General features: G+C 72.9%; 15 protein-coding genes and 1 pseudogene. 8 read left to right on the forward strand and 8 right to left on the reverse strand.

Annotated features, from left to right (window positions below; translation table 11 throughout):
- Together ACSNOH_RS23215 and ACSNOH_RS23220 are read right to left on the reverse strand one after the other, a co-directional pair.
- Window positions 1–1,611 (reverse strand): HtaA domain-containing protein (locus tag ACSNOH_RS23215; protein ID WP_436723358.1); only part of this gene is annotated, 1,611 nt, incomplete at its 3' end.
- Between the two features lie 72 nt (window positions 1,612–1,683).
- Window positions 1,684–3,162: an HtaA domain-containing protein gene (locus tag ACSNOH_RS23220; RefSeq protein WP_436723359.1), complete on the reverse strand. Its 1,479-nt coding sequence runs from the start codon at window positions 3,160–3,162 to the stop codon at window positions 1,684–1,686.
- Window positions 3,163–3,284: 122 nt separating this feature from the next.
- On the opposite strand from ACSNOH_RS23220, the gene ACSNOH_RS23225 reads away from it, so the two are divergent.
- The 7 genes from ACSNOH_RS23225 (at window position 3,285) to ACSNOH_RS23255 (ending at window position 10,911) form a co-directional block, all read left to right on the forward strand.
- Window positions 3,285–4,337 (forward strand): heme/hemin ABC transporter substrate-binding protein, encoded by a 1,053-nt coding sequence (locus ACSNOH_RS23225; protein WP_436723360.1) that lies wholly within the window; start codon window positions 3,285–3,287, stop codon window positions 4,335–4,337.
- A gap of 11 nt (window positions 4,338–4,348) precedes the next feature.
- Window positions 4,349–5,440: a FecCD family ABC transporter permease gene (locus ACSNOH_RS23230; RefSeq protein WP_436723370.1), complete on the forward strand. Its 1,092-nt coding sequence runs from the start codon at window positions 4,349–4,351 to the stop codon at window positions 5,438–5,440.
- 94 nt (window positions 5,441–5,534) lie between these two features.
- Complete coding sequence (locus tag ACSNOH_RS23235) at window positions 5,535–6,398, forward strand: heme ABC transporter ATP-binding protein (protein ID WP_436723361.1); 864 nt, start codon at window positions 5,535–5,537, stop codon at window positions 6,396–6,398.
- Window positions 6,399–6,552: 154 nt separating this feature from the next.
- Window positions 6,553–7,686, forward strand: a complete 1,134-nt coding sequence (gene efeO / locus ACSNOH_RS23240) for an iron uptake system protein EfeO (RefSeq protein ID WP_436723362.1) — start codon at window positions 6,553–6,555, stop codon at window positions 7,684–7,686.
- A gap of 13 nt (window positions 7,687–7,699) precedes the next feature.
- Window positions 7,700–9,049: an iron uptake transporter deferrochelatase/peroxidase subunit gene (gene efeB / locus ACSNOH_RS23245; RefSeq protein WP_436723363.1), complete on the forward strand. Its 1,350-nt coding sequence runs from the start codon at window positions 7,700–7,702 to the stop codon at window positions 9,047–9,049.
- Between the two features lie 31 nt (window positions 9,050–9,080).
- Entirely contained in the window at window positions 9,081–10,049 is a 969-nt protein-coding gene (efeU, locus tag ACSNOH_RS23250) for an iron uptake transporter permease EfeU (protein WP_436723364.1), read from the forward strand.
- A complete protein-coding gene (locus tag ACSNOH_RS23255) occupies window positions 10,000–10,911 on the forward strand; it encodes a hypothetical protein (RefSeq protein WP_436723371.1) in 912 nt (303 codons plus the stop codon). The genes efeU and ACSNOH_RS23255 overlap by 50 nt, the downstream gene beginning before the upstream one ends.
- A 91-nt stretch (window positions 10,912–11,002) precedes the next feature.
- Here ACSNOH_RS23255 and ACSNOH_RS23260 read toward each other — a convergent pair whose 3' ends face one another.
- Window positions 11,003–11,725 (reverse strand): bifunctional DNA primase/polymerase, encoded by a 723-nt coding sequence (locus ACSNOH_RS23260; RefSeq protein ID WP_436723365.1) that lies wholly within the window; start codon window positions 11,723–11,725, stop codon window positions 11,003–11,005.
- 184 nt (window positions 11,726–11,909) lie between these two features.
- Window positions 11,910–12,545: a TetR/AcrR family transcriptional regulator gene (locus tag ACSNOH_RS23265; protein ID WP_436723366.1), complete on the reverse strand. Its 636-nt coding sequence runs from the start codon at window positions 12,543–12,545 to the stop codon at window positions 11,910–11,912.
- A gap of 260 nt (window positions 12,546–12,805) precedes the next feature.
- Here ACSNOH_RS23265 and ddaH point away from each other — a divergent pair, with 260 nt between their 5' ends.
- The gene (gene ddaH / locus ACSNOH_RS23270; RefSeq protein WP_436723367.1) at window positions 12,806–13,636 is read left to right on the forward strand and encodes a dimethylargininase; all 831 of its coding nucleotides are present in this window, start codon (window positions 12,806–12,808) and stop codon (window positions 13,634–13,636) included.
- A gap of 41 nt (window positions 13,637–13,677) precedes the next feature.
- On the opposite strand, the gene ACSNOH_RS23275 is transcribed toward ddaH, so the two are convergent.
- From ACSNOH_RS23275 to ACSNOH_RS23290, 4 genes and pseudogenes are all read right to left on the reverse strand, one after another.
- Window positions 13,678–14,742: a small ribosomal subunit Rsm22 family protein gene (locus tag ACSNOH_RS23275; protein ID WP_436723368.1), complete on the reverse strand. Its 1,065-nt coding sequence runs from the start codon at window positions 14,740–14,742 to the stop codon at window positions 13,678–13,680.
- Between the two features lie 423 nt (window positions 14,743–15,165).
- On the reverse strand, window positions 15,166–16,350 hold the full coding sequence (locus ACSNOH_RS23280) for a multidrug effflux MFS transporter (protein ID WP_436723372.1): 1,185 nt from the start codon (window positions 16,348–16,350) through the stop codon (window positions 15,166–15,168).
- 266 nt (window positions 16,351–16,616) lie between these two features.
- Entirely contained in the window at window positions 16,617–18,095 is a 1,479-nt protein-coding gene (locus ACSNOH_RS23285; RefSeq protein ID WP_436723369.1) for an alkaline phosphatase D family protein, read from the reverse strand.
- An 81-nt stretch (window positions 18,096–18,176) separates the two neighbouring features.
- Window positions 18,177–18,445: pseudogene (locus ACSNOH_RS23290) on the reverse strand (keto-deoxy-phosphogluconate aldolase); the annotation flags it as partial.

The following is an 18,445-nucleotide window of genomic DNA, read 5'->3' on the forward strand; positions in this document are numbered from 1 at the left end:
GCCGAGGAGGGGGGCGGTGGGGGTGGTGGCGCCGGTGCGGGCGAGTGCGGCGGTGTCACCGGTTGCGGCACCGGTGCCACCGGTGGTTCCGGCACCGCCGGTGGTTGCGGCGGTGCCGCCGGTTCCGGTGGCCCCGGTGGTGCCGGTGCTACCGGTGGTGCCGGTGCCGCCCGTTCCGGTTCCCTCACCGGTGCCGGCCGGGGGCTCCGGGAGCTTGGCGTTCTCAACGGTGGCGACGGCGACGGTCACCGGGTCGAATGCGGCGCCCTTCTTGTAGCCCGGGAACGGCTTGCCCTTGTACTCGAACGCCTTCGCGCCGTCCTCGGTCATCTTCGCGGTGACGCCCTGAAGGTGCACCACTCCGTCCTTGGCCTTGAGAGCGTCGACGGGCAGCGTCAGGTCGGCGAGCTGAACCGTCTTGGTGGCCGTACCGGCCTTCGGATCCTTGGTGGTGACGTCCGCGGTGAGCGTGCCGGTGGTGCCGGACGCGTGGACCTTGAACTTGCTGAACGTCAGGTCCAGCTGACCGTCATGGCCGGTGAAGCGCACCTGCCCGTTGAAGGCCGCGTCCAGGGTGGAGGTAGCCGCGTCGAACTTGCCCTCGCCCTTGTCCTTGCCGAAGCGGTAGCCGTCGCCGGACTTCACCGCGCCGCCGGAGAGTTCGACCTTGCCGTCGGCCGGGCCGTTGACGATGTACTCGCGGAAGGACTTCTTCACGCCCCAGTGGAAGTACCCGTCGTACAGAACGCCGTCGGGCTTCTGCTCCCCGCCGCCGGTGCTGCCGCCGGTCTGACCGCCCGTGGTCTGGCCTCCGGTGGTCTGCCCACCCGTCTGACCGCCTGTGGTCTGTCCACCGGTCTGACCGCCCGTGGTCTGACCACCGGTCGCACCACCGGACTGCCCGCCACCGGCCTGGCCGCCACCGGTCTGACCACCAGTCGCCGGGGGCTGCGCCGCATCGCCCACCTTGGCCGAGAGCGTGACCGCGTCGAGCTCCGCGCCCGCCTTGTAAACCGGCTTATCCCGGTATGAGAACACCTTCGTCCCGGCCTCCGTCAGCGTCGCCCGTATCTTCGGGTAGACGATCGAGCCGCCCGCGCCGCCCGGCTTCACGCCCGTCAGGTCGAGCGCCGCGATCTCGACGTCCTGCTGAACCTGGCCGCCCTTGGTCGTGACGTCGGCAGTGATGCTGCCCTTCTTGCCCTCGGACTTGAACTTCAGGTCGTCCAGCTTGAGGTCGAGCTCCCACTTGCCGTCGTCGTCGGCGTGGCCGAAGAACCGCACGCTGCCCTTGAAGGTGGTGGTGACCGCGTGCTTGTCCTGGTCGTAGGTGCCCGTCCCCTCCCCGAAGGTGAAGGCTCCGTTGCCGGAGGCCTGCTTGGCGCCGCCGCCCACTCTGATCCGGCCGTCGGCCGCGCCGTTGACGACGTAGTCCCGGAAGGACTCCTTCACACCCCACTCCAGAGTGGCGTCCTTCAATCCGAGGTTCGACGGCTGCCCGTCGGTCTTCGGCGGAGCATCCGCCGCGGACGCAGGCACGGCCAGCGCCGTAGCGCCCAGCACGGTCGCCGTGGCGAGCGCGGCAAGCGCCCGGCGGGAGGTGACGGTCATCGTCGGTTGTCTCCTTAGCTAGAGCAAGAGAAGAGCGCACGCGCCGCAGCCGGCGCGGAGTCGGTCGTGGCTTCAGCCGGCGGACCGGCGGCGGCGCATGGCGTAGAGGGCAGCCGCGGCCACCACGACGACGCCCGCCGCACCCGCGACTACCGGAAGCACCGGGAAGGACGAGGAGGATGAGGCCTCGGTTGCACCCTTTGCGGCCACCTTACGGCCGGAATCCGCCTTTTGACCCGCCGTCGGGTCACCTTCGGCCGGCGCCGACGCCCGGCCGAGGTCCGGCAGCGGCGGCAGCTTCGCCTTCGCGTCGAGGGGGACGGCGAGGGAGACGGGGTCCATGGCCTCTCCCTTGCGGTACATGCCGCCGAACGCCTCCGCGCCTTCGGCCGTGAGCTCGGCCGGGGCTTCGGTGACGGTGGCGAGGCCGTCCTTCTCCTTCAGGCCGGAGGCGTCGAAGGTGATGAGCGGAACGGACCGGCGGGGTTCGCCGCCGCCGCTCGCGACGTCCGCCGACAGCGTCCCCTTGCCGTCCTTCGCCGTCACCTTGACCGCGCTCAGGGCCAGGTCGAGTTGTTTGCCGGTGAAGCGGACCGTGCCGGCGAACGCGGCGTCCACCGTACGCCCCGCTTCGTCGTACGTGCCCTTGCCGGCGGGGAAGCGGAAGAGCGCGCCGCCGTCCTGGGCGCCGTCGCCGAGCTTCCAGGAGCCCTGGGCGATGGACCCGGTGACGTATTCGCGGAAGGTGCGGCGCACACCCCAGTCGACGGCCGCGCCGGTGAACTCGCCCTTGGGGGCGTCCTTCTGTTCGGACTTCTCCGGCTCCGGCGCTCCGGAAGCCGGTGGTCCGGAAGCCGGTGGTCCGGAAGCCGGTGCTCCGCTCGCCTCGGCCAGGACGTCCGCCGACAGCGCGACCGGGTCCAGCGCCGTGCCGGCCGCGTAATAGCCGGCGAAGCCCTTCGCACCCTGGTCGGTGAGCGTGGCGGGGACGTTGGCCAGGGTGACGGCCGTTCCCGCGCCGCGCATGTTCACGCCCTTCAGGTCGAGCGCGGCCAGGGGCACTTGCGAGGCCCGGGTGACCTCGCCCGTGCCCTTGGCCCTGCTGGCCATGTCGGCGTAGAGCGTGCCGCTCGCGCCCGTGATGCGGACGGTCGGGCGGCTGATGGTGAGGTCGAGTTCGTACGAGCCGTCGGGCTTCTTGTGGCCCGTGAAGTGCACGCCGCCCGAGAAGCCGGCCTCGAAGGCCCCGCTGCCCGCGTCGTAGCTGCCCTTGGCGGAGTGGAAGCGGAACCTGCCGCCGCTGGTCGTGGCGGCGCCGCCCTGCAGGTCCCAGCGCCCCTGGGCGATGGGGCCGGTGACGTAGCTCTGGAAGGAGGACTTGATGCCCCAGTCCAGCCTGCCTCCGGAGACCGTCCGCGCCGCACCGTCCGCGTGCGCGACCCCGGCCGGCACGAGCCCTGCCGCACCCGTCACCCCCACCAGCCCCGCCAGCAGCGCCGCCGACAGGGCGAAGCGGAGGGCGCGGGCAGGTCTGAGCGACGGCGGCAGCATCGGAGAGCCCCTTCCAGGCGGGACAGCAGACGTCGCACACCCTGGCGACTTAGGTAAGGCTAACCTAAGCTACATCCCATCAGGTCGGAAACCCCCGGCCGGAGCGAAAGGCAGACGGAACCGTGCTTCAACGGCAGTCGGCGGGCACCGCGATACCTACCCCACGTCGCACCGGCATACGCGCCGCACTGCTCACTTGGCTCGCTCTGCTCGCCCTGACCCTCACCGGCTGCGGCTCCTCGGGCGATTCGAGCAGCTCAGCAGGGTCCGCGGCAGCCGCCAAGGCTCCGGCAACCGACCGTATCGAGCCACTCCCCGGCAGCCCCGCGTCCCGACTGCCCGCCACCGTACGGTCGGCCGACGGGCATGACGTCACCGTCCGCAGCACGGACCGGATCGTTCCGCTCACCGGCGCGCTGTCCGAGATCGTCTTCACGCTCGGCCTCGGCGACCGGGTCGTCGCCCGCGACGTGACCGCCACCTTCGAGCAGGCGGCGAAGCTGCCCGTGGTCACCCGCGCCCACGACGTCTCGGCCGAGAGCGTGCTCTCGCTCAAGCCCACGCTCGTGCTGGCGGAGACGACGACCGGGCCCGCCGAGGCCGTCGAGCAGATCCGCGCCGCCGGAGTCCCCCTGGTCGTCCTCGACCCCGCCCGGAGCCTCGCCGACGTCGCGCCCCGCATCGGCAAGGTGGCCGCCGCCCTCGGTGTCCCCGCGGCCGGCGAGGAGCTCAACCGCCGTACGCAGCAGCGGCTGAAGAAGGCGGAGGAAGGCGTTCCGCACGGCGGGGGCAAGAAGCCCCGCGTCGCCTTCCTCTACCTGCGCGGCACGGCCTCCGTCTACCTCCTCGGCGGGGCCGGATCGGGCGCGGACTCCCTCATCGAGGCCGCGGGCGGGGTGGACGCGGGCAAGGAGTCCGGGCTGAAGAAGGATTTCACGCCCCTCACCAGCGAGGCGCTCGCCAAGGCCGCGCCGGACGTCATTCTCGTCATGAGCAAGGGCCTCGACTCCGTCGGCGGCGTGGACGGCCTCGTGAAGATCCCCGGCGTCGGGCAGACGCCGGCCGGCCTGGACCGCCGCGTGGCCTCCGTGGACGACGGCGTCCTGCTGAACTTCGGCCCGCGCACGGACGCCGTCCTCGCCTCCCTCGTCGAGCAGATCCACCGCGGGAAGTGACCGTGGCCCTCCTGCGCACCACGGCCTCCCCCGCGCCCACCGCCGGGCCGCCCGGCGGCGAGCGGCCGCCGCGCCGCCGGCGCACCACCGCCCTCCTCGCCGCCGGCCTGGCCGCGGCCCTGCTGCTGGCGTGCCTGCTCTCCGCCGGGCTCGGCGCGTACGAGATCCCGCTCGGCGACGTGCTGGGCTCCCTGCTGCACCGGGCGGGGCTCGGCGGCGCGGAACTGGAGCGGGTCCCCGAGAGCGTGCTGTGGAACGTACGGCTGCCCCGCGTCGCCCTGGCCCTGCTCGTCGGGGCGTCGCTCGGCTGCGCCGGCGCTCTGATGCAGGGCGTGTTCGGCAACCCGCTCGCCGAACCCGGCGTCATCGGCATCTCGATGGGCTCGGCGGTCGGGGCGGTCGCCGCGATCTCGCTGGAGCTGCACTTCCTGGGCAACTGGACCGTCACCGCCTGCGCGTTCGCCGCGGGACTCGTGACCGTCCTCCTCGTGTACGCGCTCTCGCGCTCGGGCGGCCGTACGGAAGTGGTGACGCTCATCCTCACCGGCATCGCGGTGAACGCGTTCGGTGGCGCGCTCGTCGGCCTCGGCGTCTTCCTCGCCGACAACGCGCAGGTCACCCAGATCACGTTCTGGCAGCTCGGTTCGCTCGCGCAGGCGACCTGGCCGAAGGTGCTCGCCGTTCTGCCGTGCGCTCTGGTGGGCTTGGCCGTCGCGCCGCTGTACGGGCGGAAGCTGGACCTCCTCGCGCTCGGCGAGCGGCCGGCGCGCCACCTCGGGGTGGACGTGGAGCGGCTGCGGCTGGTGCTGGTCCTGGTGGTCGCGCTGCTGACGGCGGCGGCGGTGGCCGTGGCGGGGGTGATCACGTTCGTGGGGCTGCTGGTGCCGCACCTGCTGCGGATGGCCGCGGGGCCGGGGCACCGGTTCCTGGTGCCGGGCAGTGCGCTGGGCGGGGCGCTGGTCCTCGTCGCGGCGGATCTCGCGGCCCGCACGGCGGCCCAGCCGGCGGAACTGCCGCTGGGCGTCCTGACGGCCCTCTTCGGCAGCCCGTTCTTCTTCTGGCTGCTGAGGCGGACCCGGCGCAAGCAAGGAGGATGGGCATGAGCCGCGCGGGATCCGGCCGGGGGTCCGGGGGTTGCCCCCCGGGAAAGCACAGCTGGTTGTTGCGCAGGACCCGCCGTAAGCAGGGAGGCTGGGCATGAGCCGCACCCGCGCGGCCCAGGCCCTCTTCCGCACCCGCAACCGCCGCCTCCCCACCCCCTCCCCCCTCGGCACGGACGGTGCCGAGGCCCGTTCCCTCCGCGTGCGGCTCGGTGGCCGCGCCGTTCTCGACGGCGTGGACCTGGGCGTCGCCGCGGGCGAGGTCCTCGCCCTCGTCGGGCCCAACGGCGCCGGAAAGTCCACGCTGCTCGCCGCGCTCGCGCACGACCTGCCCGCCGCGTCCGGCGAGGTGCGGATCGACGGCGAGCCGGCCGCCTCCTGGTCGGCGGCCGAACTCGCCCTGCGCCGGGCCGTCCTGCCGCAGTCGTCCGAGCTGTCGTTCCCGTTCCCGGTGGAGGACGTCGTCCGCATGGGCCGCGCGCCCTGGGCCGGGACGCCCGCCGAGGGCGAGGACGACGCGGCCGTGCGGGAGGCGATGGCCGCCGCGGAGGTGAGCGGGTTCGCCTCCCGCCCGTTCGCCGCGCTGTCGGGCGGCGAACGGGCGCGGGTCGCGCTGGCGCGCGTCCTCGCGCAGCGCACCCCGCTCCTGCTGCTCGACGAGCCGACCGCCGCGCTGGACCTGCGCCACCAGGAGCTGGTGCTGCGGGTCTGCCGCGAGCGGGCGGCGGCCGGGGCGGCCGTCGTGGTCGTGCTGCACGATCTCGGGCTCGCCGGGGCCTACGCGGACCGGGTGGCGGTGCTGCACGGCGGCCGGGTCGCGGCGGAGGGCCCGCCGGCCCGCGTCCTCGAAGCGGAGTTGCTCACTCGTGTCTATTTGCAGCCGGTGGAAGTAATTGATCACCCGCGCACCGGTGAACCTTTGGTGATCCCGTGGCGCGCGGGACGAGATTTTGCCTCGTGAGAGCAGAATCACGCACCCTTCCGGGAACAGGGTAGGCAAGCCTCAGATAAGTTAGGGCGGCCTTATTCGGCCAGCTTCTTTTCAGCCATGCCGTTTATGGCGCGTACGTCATGTACGTCCTTATCCGTCCTCTCCGAGCACGCCTGGAGCCCCTATGCGCGCCTTCCGCTCCTCCGCCATAGCCGCCGTCGCCGCGGCCGCGGCCCTGACCACCGTGTCCGGCTGCGCCGAGAAGTCGGACAGCAAGGACACGGACGCGATCAAGGTCACCGCCTCCGACGACAAGTGCGAGGTTTCGAAGACCTCGTTCCCGGCCGGGCACATAAAGATCAACATTGAGAACACCGGCTCGAAGGTCACCGAGGTGTACGTGTACGCCGCCGGCGACCGGATCGTGACGGAGCGGGAGAACATAGGCCCGAAGACCAAGGCCGAGATCACCGCGACGATCAAGAAGTCGGGCGACTACGAAATCGCCTGCAAGCCCGGCATGAAGGGCGACGGCATCCGCCAGAAGATCACGGTGACCGGCGGCGGCAAGGCGGAGAAGGCGAACCCGGAGCTGGACAAGGCGGTCGCCGCGTACCGCAAGTACGCCCAGGAGCAGGCCGACGAGACGATCCCGGCGGCGCAGAAGTTCGCCGACGCGGTCAAGAGCGGAGACGTCGACGAGGCGAAGAAGCTCTACGCGGTCTCCCGCATCGGCTGGGAGCGCACCGAGCCGGTCGCGGAGTCCTTCGGTGACATCGACCCGAAGGTCGACGTCCGCGAGGACGGCCTGGAGAAGGACCAGAAGTGGACCGGCTGGCACAAGCTGGAGAAGTCGCTCTGGGACGAGAAGAAGATCGACGAGGACGACAAGAAGCTGGCCGACCAGCTGATGACGGACCTCAAGGACTGGCAGAAGCGCGTCGGCACCGCCGAGATCACCCCGACCAGCATGGCCAACGGCGCCAAGGAGCTGCTCGACGAGGTGGCCACCGGCAAGGTCACCGGCGAGGAGGAGCGCTACAGCCACACCGACCTGGTCGACTTCCAGGCCAACGTCGAGGGCGCCGAGAAGTCCTACGAGCTGCTGAAGCCGGTCGCCGCCAAGAGCGACGCCGCGCTCACCACGGAGCTGGACAAGCAGTTCGCCGCGCTGAAGAAGCTGCTCGGCGAGTACCGCGACGGTGACACCTTCAAGGCGTACGACAGCGTCGGCAAGGACGACCGCAAGAAGCTCTCCGACGCCGTGAACGCCCTCGCGGAGCCCCTGTCCAAGCTTGCCGGCGCCGTCGCCAAGTAACGGGGGACCTGCGATGACGGACAAGACGGATAAGACGCACAAGACTGAGAGCACCGGCAGCACTGGCAGCACCGGCACCGGCACCGGCACCACTGGGAACGCCCCGCAGGCCGCGCCCGCCTCCTCCGCCAAGCCCTCCCGCCGCGCCGTCCTCGGCTGGGGCGGGGCCGGCCTCGCGCTCGGCGCCGCGGCCGCGGGCGGCACCGCCACCGCGCTGCGCCTCGGCCACGACGCCGCCCCGGCCGCCTCGGCCGGCGACGCGGTGCCCTTCTTCGGCGAGCACCAGGCCGGCATCGCCACCCCGGTCCAGGACCGGCTGCACTTCGCGGCCTTCGACGTGACGACGACCGACCGCGCCGCCCTGGTGAGGATGCTGCAGGAGTGGACGGCCGCCGCCGCGCGGATGACCGCGGGCCACGAGGTGGGCGAGGGCGCCGTCCAGGACAACGACGAGCTGCCGCCGGACGACACCGGCGAGGCCCTCGGCCTCAAGCCGTCCCGGCTGACCCTCACCTTCGGCGTCGGCCCCGGCCTTTTCGAGAAGGACGGCAAGGACCGCTTCGGCCTCAAGGGCCGCCGCCCCAAGGCCCTGATCGACCTGCCGGCCTTCCCCGGCGACAACCTCGACCCGGCCCGCAGCGGCGGCGACCTGTGCGTCCAGGCCTGCGCCGACGACCCGCAGGTCGCGGTGCACGCGATCCGCAACCTGGCCCGCATCGGCATGGGCAAGGTCGCGATCCGCTGGTCGCAGCTCGGCTTCGGCAAGACGTCCTCGACGACGCCGGACGCCCAGACGCCGCGCAACATGATGGGCTTCAAGGACGGCACCCGGAACATCGCCGGCACCGACACCGACCGCCTGGACAAGCACGTCTGGGTCGGCGAGAAGGACGGACCGGACTGGATGACCGGCGGCTCGTACCTGGTGGCGCGCCGCATCCGGATGCACATCGAGACCTGGGACCGCACCTCGCTCGCCGAGCAGGAGGACATCTTCGGCCGCGACAAGGCCGAGGGCGCGCCCGTCGGCAAGCAGCGCGAGCACGACGAGCCGCTGCTGAAGGCCATGAAGCCCGACTCGCACGTGCGCCTCGCCCACCCCGACAGCAACAACGGGGCGACGATCCTGCGCCGCGGCTACTCCTTCACGGACGGCACCGACGGGCTGGGCCGGCTGGACGCCGGGCTGTTCTTCCTCGCCTACCAGAAGGACGTCCGCGACGGCTTCGTGCCGCTGCAGATGAACCTGGCGCGCAACGACGCCCTCAACGAGTACATCCAGCACGTGGGTTCGGCGGTCTTCGCCGTACCGCCGGGCGTCCGGGACAAGGGCGACTGGTGGGGCAAGGCCCTGTTCGCGTGACCCGTCTGTCCTTCCTGAACGGAGGTGCCGCGTGTTCGGCAACTACCTGATCGGCCTGCGCGAGGGCCTGGAGGCCAGCCTGGTCGTGTGCATCCTCGTCGCCTACCTGGTCAAGACCGGGCGCCGGGACGCCCTGCGCCCGGTGTGGGCCGGCATCGCGGCGGCCGTGCTGCTGAGCATGGGCTTCGGGGCGCTGCTCCAGTACGGCTCGCGGACCATGACCTTCGAGGCCCAGGAGATGCTCGGCGGCTCGCTGTCGGTCATCGCCGTCGGCCTGGTGACGTGGATGGTCTTCTGGATGCGGCGCACCGCGCGGCACCTGAAGAAGGAGCTGCACGGCAAGCTGGACGCCGCGCTCGCGATGGGCACGACCGCGCTCGTCGTCACCGCCTTCCTGGCCGTGGGCCGGGAGGGCCTGGAGACCGCGCTGTTCATCTGGACGGCCGTGCAGGCCACCGACGACGGCGTCCGGCCGCTGGCCGGCGCGGTGCTCGGGCTGCTCACGGCCGTGGTGCTGGGCTGGCTGTTCTACCGCGGCGCGCTGAAGATCAACCTGGCGAAGTTCTTCACGTGGACCGGCGGCATGCTGATCGTGGTCGCGGCGGGCGTCCTCGCCTACGGCTTCCACGACCTGCAGGAGGCGGACGTCCTGCCGGGCCTGGGCAGCAAGGCCTTCGACGTCAGCGAGCAGATCCCGGCGGACAGCTGGTACGGAACCCTGCTCAAGGGCGTGTTCAACTTCCAGCCGGACCCGACGTGGCTGCAGGTGGCGGTGTGGGCGCTGTACCTGGTCCCCACCCTCCTGGTGTTCTTCGCCCCCGGTAGGGTGGCGCCGAACCGAGCAGCCACCAAGGAGTCGAAGCCCGATGAGACGCCGGCCGGCCCGCAGACCGCGCACGACGCAGGCAGCCGTGACGGCAGCGGCACTGCTGCTGACGGCGACCGGGTGCATGACGGTGCACGGCGAGCGGGAGATCGTCCCGTCGGCGGGCAGGGCTGAGGCCGCCAAGGCCCTCAAGGCCTTCACCGACGGCTACAACGAGGGTTACCGCAAGCTCGACCCGGGCGTCATCGCCCGGGTCGAGACCGGTGCCCTGGCCGAGATAGGCAAGTCCGACCTGGCGGCGCAGAGCGCGCAGACGCCGGGCGGCAACCCCGACTACCCGCCGCTGGTCCTGGACGACGCCCGGTTCACCGTCCCGAAGCAGGCCGGCTGGCCGAAGTTCTTCCTCGCCGACACGCGCAGCAACCGCGACGGCAACCGCTGGCTCGTGGTCTTCACGCGCTACGCCGCGAAGGAGCCGTGGAAGGCCGCCTACCTGTCGATCGTGAACCCGGGCAAGGTGCCGGAGTTCGTGACGGACAAGGACGGTTACGCCGAGGCCGTCCCCGCGGCCAAGGGCAAGGGCCACGGCCTGATGGCCGACCCCGCCAAGGTGAGCGCGTCCTACACCGACTTCCTGCGCACCGGCGCGGGCAGGTCCTTCGCGCCGGGGCCGCGCACCACGGGCCTGCGCGAAGAGCGCGACAAGGTGCGCCGCACGGCCACCTTCTGGACGGAGTTCATCGACACCCCCGAGCAGGCCCCCGCCTACCCCGCGCCGGCGCTGCGCACGAAGGGCGGCGGCGCGCTGGTGTTCTTCACCGCGCACCACCGGGAGAAGCGCACCATGGCCGAGGGGCTGCGGCCCGCGGTCACCGACCCGCGGACGAAGGCGCTGCTGAAGGGCGACCTCAAGCGCTCGGTGACCTACACGCGGGTGTCGGAGGCGGCGGTCCAGGTGCCGCCGCGCGACGCGGACGGCGGGCAGATCGTCTTCCTCAACCGGATCGACACGATGACGGCGGCGCAGGGCGAGTAACGAGCCGGCAGGCGAGTAGCGAATCGGCAGGGCGAGCAGCGGCCCGCCGCGGCAGGGGCCGGGGACCCGGGGCCCAGCAGGCCTGGGAGGCTCAGCGGCCGATGGGCCAGGCCGCCTCGTGGTCGGGGCGGTCGCCCGCGTACTGGGCGCAGGCGTCCGTGAGGGTCTCCAGGAGCGTCAGCGGATCCGGCAGGGGCCGCTCGGGGCCCTGCAGCCAGGCGACGCCGGTGTCCCCGGGCAGCCGCGAGGGGGGCAGCAGCACATAGCTCCCGCGGCAGTGCCAGCGCAGGCCCGGATGCTCGTCCATCGTCTCGGGATGGCAGTCGAGCTCGCAGGGCCACCACTCGTCCTCGTCGTCCGGGGTGCCGCGGGTGGCGGTGAAGAAGAGCATGCGGTCGGGGGCGACGGTGGCCACGGGGCCCGTCTCGACGCCGGCCTTCTGCAGCCGCTCCAGGGCCTGCCGGCCGGCCTCCACGGGCACGTCGAGGACGTCGTGGGCGATGCCGGTGGCGGTGACGAAGTTGGCCTCGGGCTGGGCGCGCAGCCATGCCGTGACCTTGTCGGCGTCGGTGGTGGCGAGGGTCTGCCAGGCGAAGGAGACGGGGTGGCGGCCCGGGGTGGGACAGCCGATGCGCTCACAGGAACAGCCGTACCCGGACGGGTGGGCGGCCGGGGCCAGCGGGAAGCCTGCGGCCGCGGCGGCCAGGAGCAGTTCCTCGCGGGCGGCGCCGTCCGCGGCGCCCGTGCCCGTACCGCCGCCCGCTCCGCTCCTGGGGCGGCGCAGCCACTGGGAGAACCTGCTCTTGCGTTCCATCTATCCCCTCACTTCGACCGCGGTCTCCGGTCAATGCTGCCACCATCCTGCGCCTGGTGTGACCGTCGGACGTATCCAGGGGGTGTGAGACCGGCCGCTCGCGCGGGCGGGGCCACCGGTCCCCGCGCCGCCCCGGGCGGCTCCCCGGCCGGCTCCCCCGGACGAGTGACGGGCCGGGCCGCGGCTAGGGGTGCCGCGGGGCCATGCCGCGCAGGGCCAGGTCGACGACGGTGTCGGCGTAGGCGTGGGTGAGCGGCAGGGTGCGGGTCTGCCAGCGGTGGAAGAGCGGCCCGACCAGCAGTTCCAGGGCGATGCGGAGGTCGGCGGCGGGGTCGATCTGGCCCGCTTCCTGGGCGGCGCGCAGCCGGCGGACGTACGCCTGGAGCTGGGGTTCGAGGACCTTCTCGGTGAGGGCGCGGCCGAGCTCGGGGTCGTTGGCGGTCTCGGCGGTCAGGGCGCGGGTGGGGGCGTCGAGGCGCTCGTCGTTGAGGTCGTCGACGGTGGCCCGCAGCACGGTCTTCAGGTCGGCGGCGATGTCGCCGGTGTCGGGCAGCTCGACGGCGGCGGGGTCGACGCCCTCGGGGACGACGGCCTCGAAGAGGACCGCGGCCTTGGAGGGCCACCAGCGGTAGATGGTCTGCTTGCCGACGCCGGCGCGGGCGGCGATCGCCTCGATGGTGAGCTTCGCGAAGCCGGTCTCGCCGACGAGCTCCAGGGCGGCGTCGAGGATCGCGCGGCGGGAGCGCTCGTTGCGGCGCGAGGCGTCGGGGGTCTTGTCGGTGGTCTTGTCGGGGGTCTTGGGGGCCGGGGCGTCGGTCATGGCGGCATCCTAGCGACGATGAAGCGAGACGTATCGTCTCGAAAGGACGAAAGGGATGCGAAGGGGGTGCGAGGGGGGTGCGAAGAGGGCGCGCGGGGGCGTGACCGAAGGGACGGAGCGGGCGAAGCGGAAGCAGCGTCGCTTGAGTGGGCCAGCGCTAAACCACCCGTACGGTTCATGCGCCAACCCCCGTGAACCATGCACGATTTGGCCACGCACGACGATCCGTACGTGCCCAACACCACCGTGAGGAGCACTCCTTGCGTAGTACAGCCCCACGCGCGGCCACTCCGCGGCGCTATCTCATGTGCCCCCCGACCCACTTCAGGGTCACCTACTCCATCAACCCCTGGATGGATCCGGGCAAGCCGGTCGACCTCCCCCTCGCCCTCGCCCAGTGGGAGGACCTCAGGGACCGCTACCTCGCCCTCGGGCACACCGTCGAGGAACTGGAGCCCCGGCCCGAACTGCCCGACATGGTCTTCGCCGCCAACGGCGCGACGGTCGTGGACGGACGGGTGCTCGGCGCGCGCTTCGCCCACCCCGAGCGGGCCGAGGAGGCCGCGGTCCACGCGGACTGGTTCCGCTCGCGGGGCTACGCGGACGTGCTCGAACCCGAGCACATCAACGAGGGCGAGGGCGACTTCGCCGTCACCGCCTCCTGGCTGCTGGCCGGGCGCGGCTTCCGCAGCAGCCCGCTCTCCCACCCCGAGGCGCAGGAGTTCTTCGGCCGGCCGGTCATCGGCCTCGACCTCGTCGACCCCCGCTACTACCACCTCGACACGGCGCTGTGCGTCCTCGACGACTCCACCGACAGCGAGATCATGTACTACCCCGGCGCGTTCTCGGCGGGCAGCCGGGAGGTGCTGAGACGGCTCTTCCCCGACGCCCTGGTCGCGAGCGAGGAGGACGCGGCGGCGCTGGGCCTCAACGCCGTCTCCGACGGCCGGCACGTGCTGCTGCCGCAGGCGGCGGTCGGCCTCTTCGAACCCCTGCGGGCACGGGGCTACGAGCCGATCGGCATGGACCTCGGAGAACTGCTCAAGGGCGGCGGCAGCGTGAAGTGCTGCACGCAGGAGCTACGGGGCTAGCGCGGTTCGGCACCGCCGGGCAGCCACGTTGGGGCAAACCGTCACCCCCCGGCCGGAGGCCACTCGTCGCCCCAGTCCGCGCCCCGAGCGGCCCGGTACGCGTCGCCGTGCCGCTTCGTCACCGTCTGACGGGTCAGGCCGTCCCCGGCCGTGCAGAGGTCGAGGAGGACCTGACCCTTGCGGATCTGCGGCTTGCGCACGATGCGCGCGGGCACGGCGGACACGGCGGGCCCGGCGGGCCCGGCGGACGCGTCCGCGGAAGCCTCCGGCAGGGAACCCCGCACGGCAGCCACGTACGCGAACTTCTCGTCCTCGTACGCCAGTGAGCCGCCCTTGACCTGCCGGTGCAGCGAGGAGCGGCTCACCCGGGCCGAGAAGTGGCACCAGTCCTGGCCCGGCTCTATGGGGCACGCCGCACTGTGCGGGCAGGGCGCGACGACGCGGAAGCCCGCGGCGATCAGCCGGTCGCGCGCCTCGATGATCCGCAGGTAGCCGTCCGGCGTGCCCGGCTCGACGATCACGACGGCCTGCGCGGCACGGGCCGCCTCGGCCACGACGGCGGCCCGGCCGGCGTCGGTCAGCTCCTTCAGGACGTACGAGACGGTGACGAGCTCGGTGCCGTCCGGCACGCGCAGGCCGTCGCCGATGATCCCCCGCTCCCAGCGGGCGGCGCGCAGGGCCGGGTCGGAGGCCGTACCGGCGAGCTCGGCGCCGAGGGCGAGGGCGGGGGCGGCCCAGTCGAGGACGGTCGTCCGCCGGACCGCGTCCGCGTCGCTCTCCCAGGCGGACGCCACGGCCCACGTCGCCGCGCCCGTGCCGCCGCCCACGTCGACGTGCGAGGCGGGGACGAAGTCCGGCAGCCGGTCGCGGAACGCCTCCAGGGCGGAGCGGACGGCCTCGAACGTCGCCGGCATGCGGTAGGCGGCGTACGCGGCCACGTCGGAGCGGTCGCGCAGCACCGGGGCGTCGGTGGGGGTCAGTCCCCGGTAGCTGGCGATCAGCCGCTCGACGGCCTGCGCGGCCTGGCGGGGCGGCAGACCGTCGAGGAGACCGGCGAGCGCGGAGCGCAGTTCCTCGCCGGACCGGGGGGAAAGGGGGGCGTGCATTTGAAGAAGTCTATGCGGGCCCCCACGGGGCGGCCTGCGGCCGGCGAGGCCGGGGCGTCCGGCGGGCCGGGCACCGCCGGCCTGCACCGTCGTGGTCACTCGCCGCGGCGGCGGATGCATTGAGGCCGGCGCCGCAGCAGTTCCTTCCGCCGCGACGGCGAACAGCCACGACGCAGGTGACCGGCGGTGCCGAACCGACAGGCCGACCCGGGCCGCAGCGCGGGGCCGTGCACCGCCGCCATCGGCACCGCCGGGCCGCGCCGTCGTGGTCACTCGCCGCGGCGGCGGAAGAACCTGCTGAGGCGCCGGCCTCTGCTCCCCGCCGCAGCGGCGAACAGCCACGACGTACGAGACCGGCGGTGCCGGACCAGCAGGTGCGGCCCGGGCCGCGGCGCCCGCAGTCACGGCGTCCCGCCGGGGCGGCTAACCGCGCCGCTGCCAGGGGCGGCACAGCCCCAGGAAGCACGCCGCCGCCGCGAGCGCGCAAGCCAGCTGCACCGTTGCCATCGGCACCGCCGTCCCCTCCCCCGCGATGCCCACCAGCGGTGAGGCCAGCGCGCCCAGCAGGAACGTGGACGTGCCGAGCAGGGCGGACGCGGAGCCCGCCGCGTCGCGGGAGCGCATCAGCGCCTGGGCGTTGGTGTTGGGCATCGCGAGGCCCATCGCGGACATCAGGACGAACAGCCCGCCCGCGACCGGCGCGAGGCCCGCCTTGCCGAAGACCCCGGAGGCCATGAGCAGCAGGGCCACCGCGGCCAGGGTGATCACGGCGAGGCCCGCGGCGAGGACCTTGTCGAGGCTCACCCGGCCGACGAGCAGCTTGCCGTTGACCTGGCCGACCAGCACCAGGCCGATGGAGTTGAGGCCGAAGAGGAGGCTGAAGGTCTGCGGGGAGGCCCCGTAGATGTCCTGGACGACGAACGGCGACGCCGAGATGTAGGCGAAGAGCGCGGCGAAGACGAAGCCGCCCGCGAGCATGTAGCCGGTGAAGACCCGGTCCGCGAGCAGGGCGCCCATCGCGCGCAGGGCCGCGCCGAGGCCGCCGGCCTGGCGCTTCTCCGGCGGCAGCGTCTCGTGCAGGAAGCGCCAGACGGCGAGGGTGAGCAGCACGCCGACGGCGGTGAGGACGACGAAGACGCCGCGCCAGTCGGTCAGGCGCAGGATCTGGCCGCCGATGAGCGGGGCGACGACGGGGGCCACGCCGGAGATCAGCATGAGGGTGGAGAAGAAGCGGGCCATGGCGACGCCGTCGTAGAGGTCGCGCACGACGGCCCGGGCGATGACGATGCCGGCGGCGCCGGCGAGGCCCTGGACGAGGCGGCAGCCGATGAGCAGCCCGGCGGTGGGGGCGAGGGCGCAGGCGGCGGTGGCGAGGACGTAGACGGCCATGCCGGCGAGGAGGGGGCGGCGGCGCCCCCACTTGTCGCTCATGGGGCCGACGACGAGCTGGCCGAGCGCCATGCCCATGAGGCAGGCGGTGAGGGTGAGCTGGACGGTGGCGGCGGGGCTGTGGAGCGCGCCGGTGACCTCCGGGAGGGCCGGGAGGTACATGTCCATGGAGAGCGGCGGCAGTGCGGTCAGACCGCCGAGGACGAGGGTGACGATCAGGCTCGTGGCGGGGGGGGGGGGGGGGGGGGGGGGGGGGGGTCCGCCCGGCCGGCCGGACGGGCTGCTGCTTCTGCTGCTTCTGCTGTTTCTGCTTCTGCTTCTGCTGTTCCCGCTGCTGCTCGGCCGTGTCCTGGCCGGGATCCGTCATGCGTGGCGCTCCATGGTCGTCGTCTGTTCAACCATGGTGTCATGACCGCAGCCGGTACGTGGGGCTTACATCTTATTCGGGGGGCCGATGTGACGGGACGCACTGCCGCCGGGGCCGCTCACGCCTGCTGCAGCCCCGGCCGGCCCGCCTCCGAGACGAACGTGGCGGCCGTCGTGATGGGCGCGCCCGGCGTCGTGACCTTGGTGACCGTACGGAAGTCGCCCCGCACCTGCTGCGGGTCGAGCGTGACCACCACGTACCCGCGCCGGGCGTCGTAGTACTTCAGGTGCGGGTTGGCGGCGAGCGTCGTCTCCCAGTCGGAGGGCCGCTCCTCGCCGTCGAAGCCGCTGGAGACGGAGGTGCCGAGGAGCTCCACGCCGAGCGTCGCCGAGTCCGGGTCGTCGAAGTCCTTCTTGATGTCGTACGCGAAGTGGACGTGGTCGTCGCCGGTGAGGACCACCAGGTTGCGGACGCCGGCCTGCTCGACGCCGGCCAGGACGCGGTCGCGGGAGGCGGAGTAGCCGTCCCAGGTGTCCATGCTGACCCGGGCGTCGTCGTCCGGGGTCTCCTTGTGCTGGGAGAGGGCCACCTGCTGGGCGACGACGTTCCAGGTGGCGGTGGAGGCGTGGAAGCCGTCGAGGAGCCAGCGCTCCTGCGCGTCGCCGGTGATCGTGCGGGCCGGGTCCCGCGACTCGGGCCCGGGGGTGTGCCAGCCGTCCCCGTAGGCCTGGTCGGAGCGGTACTGGCGGGTGTCCAGGACGTCGAACTGGGCGAGCCGCCCGTACGAGAAACGGCGGTAGAGGTTCATGTCCGGTCCGTCGGGCCGCTGCGGTCTTCGCAGCGGCATGTTCTCCCAGTACGCGCGGTACGCGGCGGCGCGGCGGGCGCGGAAGCGGTCGACGGGGTCGTTGTCCTGGGAGATGTCGCCCGCGTAGTTGTTGGCGACCTCGTGGTCGTCCCACGTGACGTACCAGGGGTGGGCGGCGTGCGCGGCCTGGAGCTCGGGGTCGGACTTGTAGAGGGCGTAGCGCTGGCGGTAGTCGTCCAGGGTGATCGTCCAGTGGTCGTAGAAGGGCGGGAGCGGGTCCGCCAGCTTGCGGGCGCCGCCCTGGGCGTTGATGGCGTTCTCGTATATGTAGTCGCCGACGAAGAACACCGCGTCGAGGTCCTCGCGGGCGAGGTGGCCGAGGGCCGTGTAGTAGCCCTCGTCGAACTGCTGGCAGGAGATGAGGCCGAAGCGGGCGGCGGCGACCGCCGCGTCGGGCCGGGGCGCGGTGCGGGTGCGGCCTGTGGGGCTGATCCAGCGGTCGGCGCGGAACCGGTACCAGTACACGCGGTCGGGTTCGAGGCCGCGCAGGTCCAGGTGGACGGTGTGGTTGTCGGCGGCGGGGGCGGGGGGGGTGCCGCTCTGCACGACGCGGCGGAAGGTGTCGTCCTCGGCGAGCTCCCACCGGACGTCGATGCTGCCCTCGGCGGGCAGTCCGTTGCCCGGCTCGTGGGGGCGGGGCGCGAGGCGGGTCCACAGCACCACGGAGTCCGGCAGGGGGTCGCCGGAGGCCACTCCGAGGGTGAACGGATTTTCGGAGAGGGGGGTCATGTGTTCAGATTGCGCGCGGGTGGGGTGGCTGTGAAGGGGTGCGACGCGGGCGGGAGTTGACGGTGGACCCGGACGGATCGCCTACGGTCCGGGGCGCAACACCGCCGCTTCACGGGCCAGTTGCGTCACCCGCCCCCAGTCGCGGCGCGCCAGGGCGTCCGCGGGGAGCATCCACGAGCCGCCCACGCAGCCGACGTTCGGGAGGGCGAGGTAGGCGGGCGCCGTGGCCGGGCCGATGCCGCCCGTAGGGCAGAAGCGGGCCTCGGGGAGCGGCGAGGCCAGGGCGGCGAGGTACGGGGCGCCGCCCGCCGCCTGCGCGGGGAAGAACTTCATCTCGCGCACGCCGCGCT

Source organism: Streptomyces sp. URMC 127, from assembly GCF_051386535.1.
GTDB lineage: Bacteria > Actinomycetota > Actinomycetes > Streptomycetales > Streptomycetaceae > Streptomyces.